Source organism: Kitasatospora sp. NBC_00240, assembly GCF_026342405.1.
In the GTDB taxonomy this organism is placed as follows: Bacteria; Actinomycetota; Actinomycetes; order Streptomycetales; family Streptomycetaceae; genus Kitasatospora.
The window spans coordinates 8,821,431-8,837,661 of record NZ_JAPEMU010000001.1 but is presented as its reverse complement, the minus strand read 5'-3'; the positions used below and the strand labels follow the sequence as shown (position 1 = coordinate 8,837,661).

Annotated in this window: 11 protein-coding genes; 1 reads left to right on the top strand and 10 read right to left on the bottom strand. The window is 74.4% G+C overall.

Annotation, left to right across the window (positions count from 1 at the left end; translation table 11 throughout):
- Positions 1-109 precede the first annotated feature (109 nt).
- A complete protein-coding gene (locus OG689_RS37565) occupies positions 110-520 on the top strand; it encodes a hypothetical protein (protein ID WP_266325952.1) in 411 nt (136 codons plus the stop codon).
- A gap of 130 nt (positions 521-650) precedes the next feature.
- Here the strand turns inward: OG689_RS37565 and OG689_RS37560 are convergent, their stop codons facing one another.
- The 10 genes from OG689_RS37560 to OG689_RS37515 all read right to left on the bottom strand — a co-directional run bounded on the left by OG689_RS37560 (position 651) and on the right by OG689_RS37515 (position 16,009).
- Positions 651-1,370: a phosphate ABC transporter ATP-binding protein gene (locus OG689_RS37560; RefSeq protein WP_323189396.1), complete on the bottom strand. Its 720-nt coding sequence runs from the start codon at positions 1,368-1,370 to the stop codon at positions 651-653.
- 252 nt (positions 1,371-1,622) lie between these two features.
- Positions 1,623-2,558, bottom strand: coding sequence for a sortase (locus OG689_RS37555; RefSeq protein WP_266325950.1), 936 nt, complete (start codon positions 2,556-2,558; stop codon positions 1,623-1,625).
- Positions 2,555-4,450: a hypothetical protein gene (locus OG689_RS37550; RefSeq protein ID WP_266325948.1), complete on the bottom strand. Its 1,896-nt coding sequence runs from the start codon at positions 4,448-4,450 to the stop codon at positions 2,555-2,557. Before OG689_RS37550 ends, OG689_RS37555 begins: the two co-directional genes overlap by 4 nt.
- A 132-nt stretch (positions 4,451-4,582) precedes the next feature.
- Positions 4,583-6,175 (bottom strand): Ig-like domain-containing protein, encoded by a 1,593-nt coding sequence (locus OG689_RS37545; RefSeq protein ID WP_266325946.1) that lies wholly within the window; start codon positions 6,173-6,175, stop codon positions 4,583-4,585.
- 61 nt (positions 6,176-6,236) lie between these two features.
- Positions 6,237-7,238, bottom strand: a complete 1,002-nt coding sequence (locus OG689_RS37540; RefSeq protein ID WP_266325944.1) for a substrate-binding domain-containing protein — start codon at positions 7,236-7,238, stop codon at positions 6,237-6,239.
- A gap of 370 nt (positions 7,239-7,608) precedes the next feature.
- Complete coding sequence (locus OG689_RS37535; RefSeq protein ID WP_266325942.1) at positions 7,609-10,479, bottom strand: hypothetical protein; 2,871 nt, start codon at positions 10,477-10,479, stop codon at positions 7,609-7,611.
- On the bottom strand, positions 10,476-13,403 hold the full coding sequence (gene pstA, locus OG689_RS37530; RefSeq protein ID WP_266325940.1) for a phosphate ABC transporter permease PstA: 2,928 nt from the start codon (positions 13,401-13,403) through the stop codon (positions 10,476-10,478). The genes OG689_RS37535 and pstA overlap by 4 nt, the downstream gene beginning before the upstream one ends.
- Positions 13,400-14,404, bottom strand: a complete 1,005-nt coding sequence (pstC, locus tag OG689_RS37525) for a phosphate ABC transporter permease subunit PstC (protein ID WP_266325938.1) — start codon at positions 14,402-14,404, stop codon at positions 13,400-13,402. Before pstC ends, pstA begins: the two co-directional genes overlap by 4 nt.
- Positions 14,401-14,784: a hypothetical protein gene (locus OG689_RS37520; RefSeq protein WP_266325936.1), complete on the bottom strand. Its 384-nt coding sequence runs from the start codon at positions 14,782-14,784 to the stop codon at positions 14,401-14,403. Before OG689_RS37520 ends, pstC begins: the two co-directional genes overlap by 4 nt.
- 241 nt (positions 14,785-15,025) lie before the next feature.
- On the bottom strand, positions 15,026-16,009 hold the full coding sequence (locus tag OG689_RS37515; protein WP_266325934.1) for a zinc-binding dehydrogenase: 984 nt from the start codon (positions 16,007-16,009) through the stop codon (positions 15,026-15,028).
- Between the last annotated feature and the right edge of the window lie 222 nt (positions 16,010-16,231).

Genomic DNA, 16,231 nt, shown 5'->3' with positions numbered 1-16,231 from the left:
GCCCGCCCCGAGCGCCCCCTCCCGTCGGCCGGGCCGGAATCCGGTCGCGCCGGTCGCGCCGACCGGGAGAGGATCACGTCGGCGGGGTGGGGACGAGCGGGGAGTTCGGATGACTGGTCGGACAGCGAGCATCGAAGCGCCCTGCGCGTGCGGGAGCACGGCGGTGCGGCAGGTGAACCAGTTCGTGCTGAACGACGAGCTCTGGTGGGATTCCGAGTTCTCCTGCGAGGCCTGCGGCAGGTACATGTGCGAGCACGCCGGCCCCGGGGCGGCGCCCGACGGCGTCCGGGAGGCACTGCTCGCGGCGCACGGGCCGGTCAGGCTGCGACCGGCCGGCCCGCTGCCCAGCGCCGTCGCGGCCATGAAGGTCTTCCGGGAGGTCTCGGCGGCGTCGCTGTCCCGGGCCCGCGAACTGGTCGAGGAGCTGCGCCGGGACGGCCTCGTGGGGACGGCGGCGGAGATGGAACTCCTGGCTTCCCGGCTGACGCGCCGGGGCGTACCCGTCGAGGTGGGCCGGTGACCGCTCGCGATGGACCGGGCGTTCGACCGGCGGCGCCGGGCGACGCGTCGGCGAAGTGAGCGTGCGGCCTCCGTGGGGCAGGGCGCGCGCCCCGGGGCCCGGCCCGCGGCCCACGCCCCCACCGCCTCCCTCAGCCGAAGCGGCCGTTGACGTAGTCGGAGGTGCGCGGGTCGACCGGGGTGCTGAACATCGCCTCGGTCGGGCCGTGTTCGACGATGCCGCCCGGGGTGCCCTGCTCGGCCAGGAAGAACGCACACCGGTCGGAGACCCGCTGGGCCTGCTGCATGTTGTGGGTGACGATCACGATGGTCACCTCGTGGACCAGCTCACGGACGGTCTGCTCGATCCGGCGGGTGGAGGTCGGGTCCAGGGCCGAGCAGGGCTCGTCCATCAGCAGGACCTTCGGACGGACGGCGAGCGAGCGGGCGATGCAGAGCCGCTGCTGCTGGCCGCCGGAGAGCGCGCCGCCGGGCTGGCGGAGCCGGTCCTGGACCTCCCGCCACAGGCCCGCCTTGGTGAGGCACTCCTCGACCAGGAGGTCCTTCTCCGGGCGGCTCGCCCGGACGCCGGTGAGCTTGAGGCCCGCCACCACGTTGTCGTAGATGCTCATCGCGGGGAACGGGTTGGGCTTCTGGAAGACCATGCCGATGTCCCGGCGGGCGGCGGTGAGACGGCGTTCGGGGGCGTAGATGTCGGCGCCGTCCAGCAGCACCTCGCCCGCGAGGGTGGCGCCGGGGATCAGCTCGTGCATCCGGTTGAGGATCCGCAGGAAGGTCGACTTGCCGCAGCCGGACGGGCCGATCAGCGCGGTGACCTGCCCGGCGGGCATCAGCAGCGAGACCTGCTCCAGGACCTTGCGGTCGCCGAACCAGGCGGAGACGGCCCGGGCGTCGAGGGTGCCCGCCGCACTGGGCCGGACGGCGGGCAGGACGGCCGTGGTGTCGAGGCTGGTCACGGGACGGCCCCTTTCGTGAGGGTGACGGTCGATCGGCGGAGCAGAACGGTGCGGTGCGGTCTGCTGCGGTCCGCAGCGGGCAGGACGGTCGGCGGGCAGGACGGTCGGCGGGCAGGACGGCGGGCGGGCACCTGCCACGCCCGCCGGTCAGACCAGGTTCGGCAGCAGGCGGGCCACCTGGTCCGCGACCGCGAGGGCCGGCGCGGTCAGCACCGGCACCCCGACGATCCAGACCTGCCGGCGCCCCCAGCGCGACCAGCCCATGGCGAGCGCGACGGCGGCGAGGAGCAACCCCTCGCCCCAGAGCACCAGCGGGATCCAGGCCGCGTCCTCGGTGCCCATGGCCCGCTCGGCGGCGGGCAGCGCACCCGGCGTCAGCGGGCGGGCGTCCGCCGGCTTGGCCTCGGTGATCAGGTCCGCGTCGACCAGCAGCAGCCCGGACGGGGCGTACCTGGAACCGCTGCCGGTGACCAGCGCGATCCGGCCCGCGCCGGAGGCGAGCGCGGGCGGCACCGGGTCACCCGCGCGCCGCAGGCCGAGCACCCGGTACGTGTGGGTGCCCTGGCCGGTGGTGACCGTGAAGGTCTCACCACCGCGCAGGTTCCCCAGCACACCGAACGGACCACCGAACCCGGCCTGCCGGCCGAGCAGCACACTGGTACCGGCCTGACCGGGCATCGGGGTGTCCCGGCGGTGCCCGGGGCCCTCAGCCAGGACTCCCCCGGTGGTGCCCTCCCGGATCACCTCGCGCAGGCCGAGCTGCGGGATCTCCAGCAGGGCGACCGGCGTCCCGAGGCCGACCGGTTTGCCGTCCTTGTCGAGCTGGCCGACCGGGGCGGTGCCCATCGCGAGGGTCTGCCGCAGGTCCGCGTAGCCGGTCTCGTGGTCGCGCAGGTGCCGGAGCCCGCCGAGCGGACCGAGGTCGAGGAGCAGGCCCAGCAGCAGGGCCGCCACGATGGCCAGCCCGGCGCCGAGCGCCTGCGGACCGTCCGGACGCAGCCGGGCCCTGGCGGGCGGCGCGACCACCGGCGGCGGACCGGGCGGGGCGGCGGCCGGCGCCGGAGGGAGTTCGGTGACGGTCATTCGGCGGCCTCCGGGGCCGGGCGGCGGCGCCACCGGCGGGCGTGCGGCAGGGCGATCCGGCCGAGCAGCAGTGCCCCGGCGCCGACGGCCGGCAACGAGTACCAAGGGGTTCCGGACGGACGAGGCGCGGCCGCGGCCACCGCCGCCGGGGCGGGCGAAGGCGCGGCCACCGGGGCCGGTTCGGCCGCCGCGGCGACGTGGATCAGGCCTTCGGGGGCCACCGTGACGGCCTGCCAGGTGGTGGGGGTGGTGAAGGTGAGCACCCCGCTGAAGTCCCGGCGGGAGGTCGGGTTGACCTTGCCCCGGCAGCTCGCGGTGATGGTGTAGGCACCGTTCAACCGGCCTGCGCCGCTGCGGGTGGCCACCACCCGCAGGGTGTTGCTGAGCGGCAGCACGTAACCGCCGTTGGCGGCCGTCCGGTAGACCGAGGCGGCCACCGTGCCGGTGAGCGGGGCGCCCTCGGCCGGGAAGCCCTCGCCGGTGATCCGGACGACCAGGTAGTCGGCCGCCGGGTCCGGGCACTGACCCGAACTGAGCAGGTCGAGGGCGTCGTCGTCGCGGCCGGCGGCGTAGTCGAAGGCCAGCGTGCCGACCGGTTCGGCGGCGGACGCCCGGGGGGCGAGCGGGAGTTGGCAGAGCGCCAGGGCGGCGAGGAGCAGCGTCGTGGCGGTGACCGCCGCACCGGGGCCGGCCGGCCCGGCGGACCTCGCCCCGGCCGGTACCCGGGCCGGCTCGGCGGTGGCCGAGGGACCAGCAGGGACCGCCGGCGGATCCGCGGCACCGGGCGCGCCCGGCACGACCGGCCGCGCCGGCGCGACCGACCCCCCGGGCGGGGCGGCCGGCGCCCCGCGGTCGCGGCGGCGGCGCCACCACCAGCCGCCGAGCAGCGCGAGCGGCAGCAGGACGGCGAGCAGTGCCCAGGGGATGCTGGCGAAGCGCCGCTTGTCGACGCTGCTGGAGAGCGCCGGGTCCTTGTCGCCCGCGATCGGTAGCGGGTCGATGGTGATCCCGGCGGTGGCCCAGAGCGTCGGGTACGCCCCGGCCACGTCCAGCCGGTGGTGCACGACGTTGCCGGGCAGCAGTTCCTGCAGGTCGGCGGGCGCGTCACCGGTGGCGATGGTGCCGAAGACGTTGGCGACCCGGACGGCCTGCCTGCCGCCCAGCCGGACGTTGCCGGTGTTGCGGACCGAGTAGCTGATGGTGGTGTGCCCGGTGGAGAGCGGGTTCAGGCTGGGGTGGTACACCGCATGGGCGTCCTCGACCTTGAGTGCGGCCCGCAGGTCGCCGGAGACCCGGATGTTGATCCGGGCGCCGACCCGCTGGTCGACCGTCACGGCGTTGCCCTTGGCGTCCTTGCTCTCGCTGCGCAGGGTGGCGACGATCCCGGCGGGGTGGTCGCCGGGCGGGGCGGTGGCGGGGACGGCCAGGGTGAAGGGGACGATCTGGCGGCTGCGGGCCGGCAGTTCGAGGGTGGCGGCGCCGGTCCGCAGCCAGCTGCCGGCCTGGGTGGAGGCGGTGCCCTCGGGGAGCACGTCGTAGCCGCCGGTGTCGGTGTTGAAGGCGTCGGCGGGGTAGATCCGCAGGGTGAGCGGCTGCTCGCTGTAGTTCCAGACCGCGACGTGGTCCTTGAGGACGGCGCCGGGGGTGACGCCGTAGCTGAAGGTGCCCCGGGTGTCCGGTTCGGTCTCGCTCGCGGGCTGGATGCCGAAGGTCTGCGCGGCGGCGGGGCCGGCCGCCGGAGCGGGAGCGGCCGGGGCGGGGGCCGCCGGAGCGGGAGCGGCCCGGGCGGGGGCCGCCGGGGCGGGAGCGGCCGGCGATTCGTCGGCGAACGCGGGACCGCCGGCCAGCAGCAGCGCCGCGAGGGCGGGTACCAGGAGCCATCGATGCTGCATGGTGGCGTCATCCTCGGTTACGGGAAGGGAAGTTGGAGCACGACCGCCGGACCGTCCAGGCTCGGGTACATTTCGTCTGGACGGTCCGGCCGCCGGGTTACGGCCTGACGGGATCCCGGTGAAGAGTGGGCGTCAGATCGCGGTCAGGGTGAGCACGCCCTGGTACGTCCCGGCCTGCGTGGAGGTCGGGGCGAGCAGGGTCAGGTCGGCGCCGAACTTGGCGGTGCCGAGGCCGGTCGCGACGGCCAGCGTCCGGGCGGACTTGAGGCCGAGCACGCCCGCGTCGTTCGCCTCGACCGCGTTGGCCGGGTTGACCTGCCCGCCGAGGGTGACCTTGAGGCCGTCGCCCTTGGAGACCAGGTTCGGCGCCCAACCGAGGTTCTGCGCGTTGATCGCGTTGCCGTTGGAGGCGAACTGCGCCACCTGGCCGCTGACCGACCAGCCCGGCGCACCCGCGCGGGTGTCCGTGACGGTGACGGTCTGGATCGGGCCGTTGGTGCTGAACAGGGTGCTGGTGCTGTTCAGGGCGAGCGGCGGCAGGGTGACGTTGCTGCCGGCCACGCTGATCACCAGGGCGCCGGGGGCGACGGTGGTGGTGATGGTCTCGCCGACCGGGGCGGGCGGGGTCGGACCGCCCGGGTTCGGCGGGGTGACCACGGGGGTGACGGTGAACGCGACCGCGTCCGAGGCCGAGGCCGCGTAGGCGGTGCTGTCGGTGGGCGTGAAGGCGGCGGTGAAGGAGTGGTCGCCCTCGGCCAGGCCGGTCAGGGTGACCTGCGCCGAGCCGGCCGCGACCGCGGTGCTGCCGACCACGGCGCCGTTGTCCTTGAACGCCACGGTGCCCGCGACACCCGGGGTGACCGTGGCGCTGAGCTGCACCGGGCTGCCCTGGGCGGCCGAGCCGGCCGGGGAGACGGCCAGCGCGGTGTGGGTCGCGGCGGCGCCGCGCGGGCTGACGGTGTAGGCGACGGCCTGGGAGGTCGAGCCGAGGAAGCCCGCGCTGTTCGAGCTGAACACGGCCGACAGGCTGTGCGCGCCCTCGGTGAGGGCCGCGGTGGTGAGGGTCGCCCGGCCGGCCGCCACGGCGACGGGGGCGCCGAGCGGGGTGGCGCCGTCCAGGAACTGCACGGTGCCCGAGGCGGCCGGGGTGACGTCGGCGGTCAGCGTGACGTCGCCGCCGGCCGTCGCGGAACCGTTCGGGGTGACGGTCAGCGCGGTGCTGGTGGCCACCGCGGCCGGCGTGTTCGGGTCGGTGGAGGTGTAGCTGGTGGGGCTGGTGAACCAGACGGCGCCGACGAAGTCGCCGAAGTAGCTGGTGCCGATCTTGGCACGGCAGCGCAGCCGGAACTCGTACTTGCCGGCGAGGGTGGAGAAGCCGTTCTTCTGCGCGAAGCTGCGCATGGTGTCGCTGAGCGGCAGGGTGAGGTGGCCCTGGGCGTCCGGCGGGAAGACCGACTGCGCCTGGTTGGGCGTGACGCCGTAGCCCTCGGCCGGGAAGCCCTGGCCGAAGACCAGGGTCTGCAGGTTGGTGCCGCCCGGGCAGGAACCGGAGCTGACGACGCTGATCAGCTCGTCGTCGGCGCCGGTCGCCGGGTTCAGCGCCAGGGTGCCGATGGCCGGGCTCTCGTCGGCCGCGTGGGCGACCGAGCCGATCATGGAGATGCTGCCCGCGGCCAGCAGGGTGGCCGCGCCGAGTGCTACGGAGCGTGTGATGCGGATGCTCACGGTGTTGCTCGCTTCCAGGGTGAAAGGAGGGGCACGCAGGAGGGAGAGGCAGTGGTGAGGGTCAGCCGGTGGTGCGCGAGGTGTCGCCGCAGTTGGTGTTGACACCGAAGCCGTACTGCTTGATCAGGGAGGAGCGCTGGCAGATCTGCGAGGTGCCGCCGACGAAGACGTCGCTCCACGGGGAGGTGCCGACCTTGCTGGTCGGGATGACGTTGTAGACGTCACGGGTGGCCGGGGCGCCGGTGTTCAGCAGCACCGAGGGCACGCCGTTGATGTTGCCGAGCTGGGCGGTGCCGCGGATGTCCGCGATGGTGTTGGAGCTCTGCGCGATGTACTGGGCGATCGAGAACGGCACCAGCGAGGTGGTGTCCAGCACGCGGCCGTCGTGCTCCTCGATCTTCTTGCCGCCCTTGGTGTCGCTCACGCAGGGGTACTTGTTCGCGACCACGTCGGCCTCGGTGATGCCCACCACGGAGAGCCAGAACGAGCGGGTGCCGGAGCCGGCCTGCGGGAGCAGCGGGTGGACGCCCCAGTTCGGGGCGGTGCCGACGTAGCCCGGGTCGCAGCTGTAGATCGCGTGCAGGTCCGCGGTGGTGAGGTCGAGCGGCAGCGAGCTGCCGGCGCTGACGGCGTAGGTGACACCGTCCACGGCGAACGGGACGTAGGTCAGGCCCGGGGTGGCGGCGGCCAGGTTCAGGCTGGAGGAGCGGGCGAAGTCCAGGCAGCCCTTGCCCTTGTTGAGCTCGTTCAGCAGGGCTGAGCGGCCGGCGCCCGAGCCGTTGGGGCGGGCCAGCGCCTGGCAGTCGGCCGATTCCTTGGTGGCGATGGTGGCCGAGCCGAGCGCGTTGTAGGAGCCGAGCACCTTCTGGCCGCCGACGGTGATGTCGCCGGCCAGGGCGTTCATGACGCCCTGGGTGGTGTCCGAGCCGACGCCCGCGAGCGGACGGTAGGTCGGCGCGCCGGAGGGGTCCGCCTGGGCGGAGCCGGTGCCGGCCACCACCAGGCCGAGGCCGGCGGCGACGGTCACGCACTTGGCGAGGTGGCTCTTGGTGAGGCTCTTCATGGTGATCTTCCCTGTGTGGAGGCATCTCTCGGGCACGGCCGAAGGTGCCCTCGGCCGTGTGGCGCACATGCGTCGACGGTGGATCTGGTGGGTCCGGTGGTTCGGGGGCCGGTGGTTCCGGACGGCCGGCCGCGGTCGGGCTCGGTGGGCGGCGCGGCGGCGGTCGTCAGGCAGGACGACCGGCGGGTCCGGCGGTCGGCGGGTCGGGCGGTCGGCCTCGGCGGTCGGTGGGTCGGTCCGGCGGTCGGCAGGTCGGGCGGTCGGCCTCGGCGGTCGGTGGGTCGGTCCGGCGGTCGGCAGGTCGGGCGGTCGGCCTCGGCGGTCGGCGGGTCGGCCTCGGCCGGCCGGCCGGCCGCAGGTCGCGTACGGGTCAGGGCCGCCGGTTGCGCAGCAGCCGGGGGACGATCAGCCCGGCCGCACCGGCCAGCACGCCGGCGATCAGGGCGCCGAGCAGCAGGAACCGGACGTTGCCGACCTCGGTCCTGGCCGTCCTGGCCACGGCCGCGGCCGGAGCGGCGGGGGCCAGCGTGACCGGGGTGTGCGCCGGGGAGGGGCTCGGGGAGTCCGGGGCCGCCGGAGCCGGTTCGGCGGGTGCGGGCATTCCGGCCCCCGACCCGGCATCGGCCGCGCCGCTGCCGGCCCCGGCGCCGGAACCCGACCCGGCCGAGCCGGCGTCCGCCAGCTGCCCGTCACCGGCGGCCGTCACGGTCGTCCGGCTGCCGGACACACTGGTCGGCCGGACGACCGGCGCGGCGGTGCCCGCCGTGGTCGGCGCGGTGCTCGTGGTGGGGCGGCCGGTCACCGTGGGCGTGGCGGTCGGCTCGGGCCTGCCCGCCCCGGCCTCGATCGCGGCGGCGGCCGCCCGGGTCTCGGCCCGCATCGACTCTGGCAGCGGCACGTAACCCTCGGCCAGCTGGCCGGCCGCGACGCCGGGCGACTGGCCGTCGCCCGTCGCGTAGCGCAGCAGCGAGGCGTAGGAGGCGCCGCTCGCCCGGTCGAGGGCGGACGGCACCGTCGCGGCGTAGGTGATGCTGGTCAGCGGGTAGCCGCCGGCGACCTTGACGGACGGCAGCACGACGGGCACGCCGCTGCTGCCGGTGACCTTGCCGGACTGCGCCATGGCGAGCATCGAGGAGTTGTCGGGCGCGACGAACTCGCCCTCGGCATTGCGCAGTCGGGCGGTGCTCAGGCCGTACCTGGCCGCCTGCGCGGTGGTGGTGAGGGCCAGCACCCCGCGCAGGCCCTGCGCCTGGGCGGCGCCCTTCTTGAGCGAGCCGGGGGTGGTCGTGGAGTCCCAGACGGACTTCGACAGGGTGTCCCCGCGGGCGGTCGAACGGGCCGCCTCCAGCATGGAGTTCGCGTACGGGTGGGAGTCGAGGTTGCACCAGGCCGGGCGGTTCGTCGGGTCGTCCGGGAAGGCCTGGCAGTAGCTGTCGGGCTTCGGGTAGTTGGACGTCGGCAGGGCGATCTCGTTGCGCAGGAAGGCCGGGTTGACCGAGTCCCCCCAGGTGGGGCTGACCTCCCCCGCGAGGAACGCCACCGCCTCGGGGTCGGAGAGCAGCCAGAGCCAGACCAGCAGCGCCGCGTCGCTGTCCCCGGTCGGCAGCAGCAGGTCCGGGATCCTGGACGGGAAGTAGAGACTCTTGAACTGCGGGTTGAGCGCCAGGAATTCGGGGTCCGAGGTGAGGTCGAGCGGGTTCTTGGCGGGGATGTCGGGATCACCGGGGTTGACGGCGTAGCGGTAGCTCTGGGTGAGCAGTTTGGCCACCAACCGGGGCGTCAGGTTCAGCTCCTGGATCCGCTGGCCGTCCTTCTGCCGGGTCTCCGGCGGGGTCAGCGAGTAGGACTGGCTCTCGACCACGAAGGAGATGGCGAGACCGGAGAGGGCCAGCGGCGCGTAGACCGGGGTCCGGCCGGGGGCCTGGCTGTCGCGGGCGAGCGGGAACCCGACGTAGACCAGCCCCGGGTCGCCCTGGACCAGCCGGCCGCGGGCCAGCGAGTCGGTGGTCCTGGTGTAGCTGAAGATCCCGCCGGCCTGCCGGCAGAGCACCGGCTGCCAGCGCCAGATCGTCTCGGCGGCCATCTCGCTGCCGGTGGTGGGCCGTTCGGTGCTGCCGATCGGGCAGGACAGGCCGACCGGCTCGAAGTGCAGCGGGACGACCAGGCGCTTGGCCCAGTTGGTGGTGCTGAGCGGGGAGGACTGGAGCTTGGCGGAGTCGCCGATCGGCGGCTGCCCGTCCACCTCGCGGTCGCCGCGCGGCACGATGACCAGCCAGCAGGCGCGACCCTCCAGGAAGGGCCCCGGCTGGTCGGGCGGGGTCTGGCCGCAGCCCAGGCCGGGGGCCTCCATACCGGTCTGGACCTCGAAGTAGAGCTGTCCGGTGCCGTCGGCGCGGGTCGGTGCGAAGGGCACCTCGTTGGTGGACTGCGAGTCGTAGTACTGGCTGGTGCCGTCGGTCTCGGCCGCCGCGCCGCCGACCGGGCGGAACGGCGCGTAGACGTTCTGGTTCTCGGTGGCGGGCCGGATCGTCTCGGCCGGATCGGTCAGTGTCCGGCCGTAGTTGAGCTGCCGGCTGGCGACGTACGCACCGCCGCGACTGTCGCCCTTGGAAGCGCCGTACTGGCACTGCTCGCGGTCGGGTCCGCCGGCCTGGTCACCCCAGCACTGCATCACCTCCAGGTAGTTCTGGCCGAAGGACATCGGGCTCGGCGAGGTGGCCCGGCCGCCCTTCCAGCTCAGGCCGATCACCTGGTCGACCAGGTGACCGGTCTGGGTGACCGTCACTTCGAGGTCGGCGAACTCGCCGGTACCGCGGACGACCACCGGCATCGGGTCGCCGGCGGCCCGCGGCGCCAGGCCCACCTGGCGGGCGGCGAACTGCGAGGAGGACGAGGTCGAGGTGAGCGGCGCCGTCGGGGCGGCCTTCGGCGCCACCCGGCCGGCCTGGCCCGCCGTCCCGGTCCGGGCGGACTGCCCGGCCGGGGCGGGGGTGTCCTCGGCGGGCGTCGCGCCCCGGCCCCCGGCCGCCGCCGGGGGGCCGATCGGGACGGGATCGATCGGGACGGGCCCGGAGGTCATCGGGTCGACCGGGATCTCCGGTGCGGCGGTGGCCGCCACGGGAGCCCGGCCGGGTGCGGCGGCGGGGGTGACGGACAGCGCCGCCCCGGCCGCGGTGGCCAGCAGCAGGGTGAGGACGCCGGTGGTCCGAAGCGCCCTGCGCAGGCCGGTGGTCCTGGTCATCCGCGCTCCTTGGCGGCCCGGGCCGAGCAGCCGGCGACGATCGGCGGCAGCACGACGACCGCGCCGAGCAGCAGGGCGGCGATCGCCATCAGCGAGTACCGCAGGCCGCTGCCCGCGTCCGCCGCGATGGCCATCGAGTCGGCGGTGACCTGCTGGCCGCCTCCTGCGGTTCCCGAGCCGCCGGCGGATCCGCCGTCGCCACCCAGGGCCGGGTCTCCCCCGCCGGCCGCGCCGCCGCTGCCGCCTCCCGACGCGGGGTCGCCGCCGCCGGCGGCCGCGCCGCCCGCAGCCGTACCGGCGCCGCCGGTGCCCGCGGCACCGCCCGAGGCGGCCGCCGCGCCGGCGCCTCCCGCGGCAGCGGTGGCGCCGGTACCCGTACCGCCGGTGCCACTGCCCCTGCCACCCGTACCGGTACCGCCCGCGCTGCCGCCGGTCGCCGCGCCCGAGGAGCCGCCGGTACCGGTCTGGGTGGGTGTCTGCGCGGCGCCGCCCGTCCCGGTGCCGCACTGGGCGCCGGAGCTCTTCCGGTCGCAGTCCTGCGGTTTGGGCGCGCCCTCGGCGTACGGGTTGCTGGTGCCGGCGCCGAAGGTCGGGTTGCTGCATCTGGCCGCGTCGAAGGCGCGGGCCTCGCTGCCGGGCACCTTGGCCAGCTGTTCGAAGGCCGACCGCACCAGCTGCCGGGTGAGCGGCGAGTAGCCGAGCTGGTCGGCCTGCTTCTGGCCCTCGCAGAGGAAGTAGTAGCCGAAGGCGGCCAGTGTCCGGCCCTTCTCGGCGGTGAAGGTGCCGACCTCGGAGGTGTGCACGGCCATGTAGCTGTAGCTGGAGAGCGGGTAGGCGTTGGGCAGGTTGTTGTCGTAGACGGCGTCGAGGTTCTGCGTGAGGTCGGCGTTGATCTGGGCCTTCTCCAGCGCCACCGAGACGTTCCGGCCGTTGGGTTCGGCGTAGTAGCCGGCCGAGTTGAGCATCTTGACCACGGGGAAGCCGCTGTTCAGGGCGTACGAGTACTCGACGTAGGTGATCGCGCCGACGTTGGAGTCGGTGGCGACGGCGTTCGCCACGGCCACCGAGGTGCCCAGGGCCTGCCAGGTGGAGCCCCCGAGCAGCGGGTAGAAGGAGGTCATCCCGCAGGGCGCCCTGCGCGGGGACTTCACGCAGTAGGCGTCCCAGATCGGCTGCTGGCGCTTGCTCAGCCAGGTGGTCAGCTGGGCGGTGGTGCCGGAGCCGTCCGAGCGGACCACCGGGCGCACCGCGACGTCGGGCATCTTCAGTCCGGGGTTGTCGGCCTGCACCGCCGGGTCGTTCCAGCGGGTGATCTGCCCGGTGAAGAGTTTCGCGATCACCTCCCCGGAGAGCCGCAGGTTGGTGACCCGCTTGCCGTTGATCTTCAGGTTGTACATGAAGGCGGTGCCGCCGGCGACGATCGGCAGGTAGGCGGACGGCCACGGCGGCGGGGCGTCGAACTGGCCGCCGTCGGTGAGCCCGTAGGGGATCTCGGAGACCGCGAAGTCGGTGGCGCCGTTCTTGAACTGGTTGCGCCCGTAGCTGGAGCCCTGAGCGTCGAAGTCGATCGTCATGCCGTACTGGCGGACGTTGCTGACCCAGGAGTCCACGGCGTTGCTGCTCCAGGTGGAGCCGGCGCCGCTGATCCGCCGGTAGTCGGCCGCCGCCGCCCGGGGCGCCGCGCCGAGCAGCAGTGAGGTGCTGAACACCGCGAGCGCGGCCAGCAGGGTGACGGTACGGGTGAGCACGGGCGCCTTTCGGGCAGTGGGGACGGCGGCCATCCGCCGCAGATCTTCGGCGGACTTCCTGGCCCGGCGGGCCTGCTGACGCTCGGTCAGGTCACCGGGGCCGCGCCCGCCGAGGGTGCGGGCGACCAGGAAGAGCAGCAGTACCAGGGCGAGCAGCAGCGCCGCCGCTCCGAAGGCCCGGGTGACCTGGAACTGGGAGGGGAACTTGACCAGGGTGAAGGCCATCAGCGGCAGGCTGGCCTGCGGGCCGTCCAGCGGGTCGAGGTTGAGGTTCTTGGTGTAGCCGGAGCAGAGCAGCACCGGCGAGGTCTCGCCGATCCCGCGCGCGGCGCCGAGGATCACGGCCGTGGCCAGGCCGGAGCGTGCGCTCGGCAGCGTCACCGTCCAGACCGTGCGCCAGCGGCTCGCGCCCAGCGCGTAGGACGCCTCCTTGAGCGAGGCCGGGACGAGGCGCAGCACCACGTCGGCGGCCCGGATCAGGATCGGCAGCATCATCACCGACAGGGCCACGCCGGCGGCGAGGCCGGAGCGGTGTTTGTGCAGGCCGAGCACCAGCGCGTAGACGAACAGCCCCGCCAGGATGGACGGCAGTGCGGTCATCGCCTCGACCAGGGTGCGGACCAGCCGGCTGAACCGGCCCGGCACCTCGCTGAGGAAGACGGCGCAGCTGACGCCGAGCGGGATGGTGATCGCCAGCGAGATGCCGATCTGGGTGAGGGTGCCGACCAGCGCGTGCAGGGCGCCGCCCTGGTCGAGCGGCTGGGTGGGGCCGGCCTCGGAGAGGTCCTCGGTGTAGAAGTTGCTGTGCCGCAGCGCGTCGAAGCCGTGCAGGAAGACGTAGCCGACGGTCCACACCAGGACGGCGAGCAGCACGGCGGCGATGCTGTGCACCACCGTGGAGGCGAGCCGGTCGCGCACCGCCAGGGCGCCCTCGTCGCGGGAGACCAGCAGCGCGTAGAGGCCGAGGAAGGCCAGCCAGGTGCAGACCACGAAGCCGATGCCGCCGCTGAACGGGGCGATCCGCTGGAACAGCAGGGCGGAGAGCGCCACCGCGGCGGCCAGGCTGCCCCAGAAGGCGTAGTGGTCGGTGGCCCGGCGCCGGCCGGGCCGGCGGCGTTGCTGCGAGATCGTGGCGGGGGGCTGCACCACGGTGGTGCGGGGTGCGGTGGTGGTCATGTGCTGGCTCCCGAGCGGCTTCGGGCGACCACGGCGGCGGCGGCGAAGTTGACCACCAGGGTCAGCAGGAAGAGCGCCAGGCCCGCGGCCATCAGGGCGGAGATGGAGAACGGGGTGGAGTCGCCGTAGCGCAGCGCGATCATCGGGGCGACGGCGCTGCCGCCGGTCTGCAGGATGTGCGGCTGGATCTCGAAGGTCATCGAGAGGATCAGGTAGACGGTGATGGTCTCGCCGAGGGCCCGGCCGAGGCCCAGCATGGTGCCGCCGATGATGCCGCCGCGGCCGAACGGGAGCACCACCGAGCGGATCATGCCCCAGCGGGTGCTGCCCAGGGCGTAGGCGCCTTCGCGCTCGCCGGCCGGGGCCTGGTCGAAGACCTCGCGCATGATCGAGCACATGATCGGCGTGATCATGAAAGCGACCACGGTGCCGGCCATCAGACTCGACGCGGTGTAGACGAGCGGCGGGGTCAGCGGGTCGTCCACGTCGACGCCGTTGACCTTGAACAGCGGGATCCAGCCGAACCAGGTGGATACCCAGCGGGCCACCCCGGTCAGCTGGTACTGCAGCAGGACGAAGCCCCAGACGCCGTAGACCACGCTGGGTACGGCGGCCATCAGGTCGACCATGCCGATCAGCGTCCGGCGCAGCTTCCGGGGTGCGTACTCGCTGATGTAGAGGGCGCTGCCGAGGGCCAGCGGCACCGCCAGGACCACCGCGATGCCGCCGATCAGCACGGTGCCGACCAGGACCGCCGCGATGCCGAACTGGCCGTGCCCGCCGTCCGGGTTCCAGCTCTCGGTGGTCAGGAAGGACAGTCCGGCGACGTGCAGCGCGCGGGCGGCCCGGACGGCGAGGTACCCGCCGACGCCGAGCATCACGAGCAGGACGAAGGCGCCGCTGCAGCGCGCCCAGAGCAGGAAGAGCTGGTCCGGCAGGCCGGGGTTGGCGGCCGGCGTACGCGGGGTGTCGGGCCGGAGCAGTGCCTGGTCGGCGCTCATCCGGCACCGCCGAGCGGGGCGCCGGGCCGGGCGGCGTCGGCGGCGGCGGCGCGGGCGCCGGCGAGGAAGCGCGCCAGGTTGTACTGGCACTCCCGCTGGCGGCGGTAGCCGCGCGCCGAGGCCGCGACGGTACGACCGTCCAGCTCCAGTTTCCACAGCCAGAGTCCGCCCCGGCCCTGCGAGCAGAGGGTGGCGCGGGCCTCGTCCAGCCGGTGCTGGTATCCCTCGATCGCGGCCTGGCAGGCGGCGGCGTCCCGGAAGGTCTCCTCGCTCTGCCCGAGGTGGCGGTTGTTGGCGCCGAGCAGCCGCCAGACCGTGCCGCCGGCCGAACGGTCGAGGCGGGACGGTCTGCTGACGATCAGGAATCTGGGATTTTTCATGCCGGTATTTCGCCCTTCCGCCGCACTACCTGGCTGAAAGAGGACGGTGTCGGCTCAGCGATACCTCTCAGGTGCAACGGGATGAACGCCGGACACGGGACAGCTGAACGAAAGGAGCGGGCGGCTTTCACCGGTTCCACACTATGTATACGATTTTGACGGTCCGTCAGTACGGTCGCCCGTCCGGGCGCGGGGCCCGGCCGCCCCCGCCGAGCTGCCGGGATGCCCGCCGGGCCCGCGGTCAGCCGGTACGGACGACCAGCTTTCCGATCCGCCGGCCGTGTTCCAGGTCCTCGTGCGCGGCCCGGATCGCGTCCAGCGGGTAGACGTGGGTGGGCCCCGGGGTGAGCTCGCCGGCCGCGATCCGGTCGAGGTGGCGCTGCAGCACCCGGGCGGGCAGGTCGGCGGCCCCGCCGGAGTAGGCGGTCAGCCGGACGCCCCGCGGCAGGTAGTCGATGGGGTAGAAGTCCGGGACCGTCCACCGGTTGGAGAGCATGCCGGTGAAGCAGACCGTGCCGTGGACGCGGGTCGCCGCCAGGGTGTCCGGCAGGGTCGGGGTGCCGACCAGCTCCAGCGCCGCGTCCACCCCGCCGGGCACGATCGCCCGGACCCGGGCGGCGACGTCACCGTCGTCCACCACCGGGTGGTCGACGCCGTGGTCGGCCAGCGCCTGCACCCGCCCGGCGCTGCGGGTGGTGGCCAGCACCGTGGCGCCCAGGTCCCTGGCCAGGGTGGCGGCCACCAGGCCGAGCGCCGAGGTGCCGCCGCGGATCAGCAGGGACTGCCCGGGTCGCAGGTCCAGCCCGACGGTCAGCGACCCGTACGCGGTCTGCAGGGTCTCCGGGACGGCGCCCAGGACCTCCCAGGGCAGCTCGGAGCGGAACGGCACGACCTGCGAGCGGGGCACCGTCGTGTACTCGGCGTAGCCGCCGTCGAAGGTCCGGCCCATGCCGCCCATCAGGGTCGCGACCTGCTGCCCGGGCCGCAGCACGCCGTCCGGGTCGGCGTCCACCGTCCCGGTCGCCTCGATGCCGGGCACCCGGGGGAAGGTCACTCCCTGGGCCAGGCCGAGCCGGGTGTGCAGCTCGGAGCGGTTCAGCCCGAACGCCTCGACCTTGATCCGGACCCAGCCGGACGGCGGCTCCGGGAGGGGCAGCCGGGTCAGCCGCAGCTGCTCCACCGGGCCCGGCGCGTCCAGCACCACCGCCCGCATCGTCCTGTCCATCGCGTTCTCCCCTGGTCGTCCGGTAGGTGCTCGGGTGGTCGGGTGGTCGGGTGGTCGGGTGACGGCACGGGCGCCGTGCGGCCGGGGCCTCGACGGCGACCGCCCCGCACCGACCGCCCCGCACCGGCCGCTCGACACGCCCCGGGAACAGCGGTGCCCGGCCCGGGCGCGCGTCCAGGTGCGCGTCCGGGTGCCTCGAGGTCCGAACACGCGCCGACCTGG

Coding starts and splice junctions, on each gene's coding strand:
- OG689_RS37565 (WP_266325952.1), top strand. CDS start 110: ATGACTGGTCGGACAGCGAGCATCGAAGCGCCCTGCGCGTGCGGGAGC.
- OG689_RS37555 (WP_266325950.1), bottom strand. CDS start 2,558: ATGACCGTCACCGAACTCCCTCCGGCGCCGGCCGCCGCCCCGCCCGGT.
- OG689_RS37550 (WP_266325948.1), bottom strand. CDS start 4,450: ATGCAGCATCGATGGCTCCTGGTACCCGCCCTCGCGGCGCTGCTGCTG.
- OG689_RS37540 (WP_266325944.1), bottom strand. CDS start 7,238: ATGAAGAGCCTCACCAAGAGCCACCTCGCCAAGTGCGTGACCGTCGCC.
- OG689_RS37535 (WP_266325942.1), bottom strand. CDS start 10,479: ATGACCAGGACCACCGGCCTGCGCAGGGCGCTTCGGACCACCGGCGTC.
- pstA (WP_266325940.1), bottom strand. CDS start 13,403: ATGACCACCACCGCACCCCGCACCACCGTGGTGCAGCCCCCCGCCACG.
- pstC (WP_266325938.1), bottom strand. CDS start 14,404: ATGAGCGCCGACCAGGCACTGCTCCGGCCCGACACCCCGCGTACGCCG.
- OG689_RS37520 (WP_266325936.1), bottom strand. CDS start 14,784: ATGAAAAATCCCAGATTCCTGATCGTCAGCAGACCGTCCCGCCTCGAC.
- OG689_RS37515 (WP_266325934.1), bottom strand. CDS start 16,009: ATGGACAGGACGATGCGGGCGGTGGTGCTGGACGCGCCGGGCCCGGTG.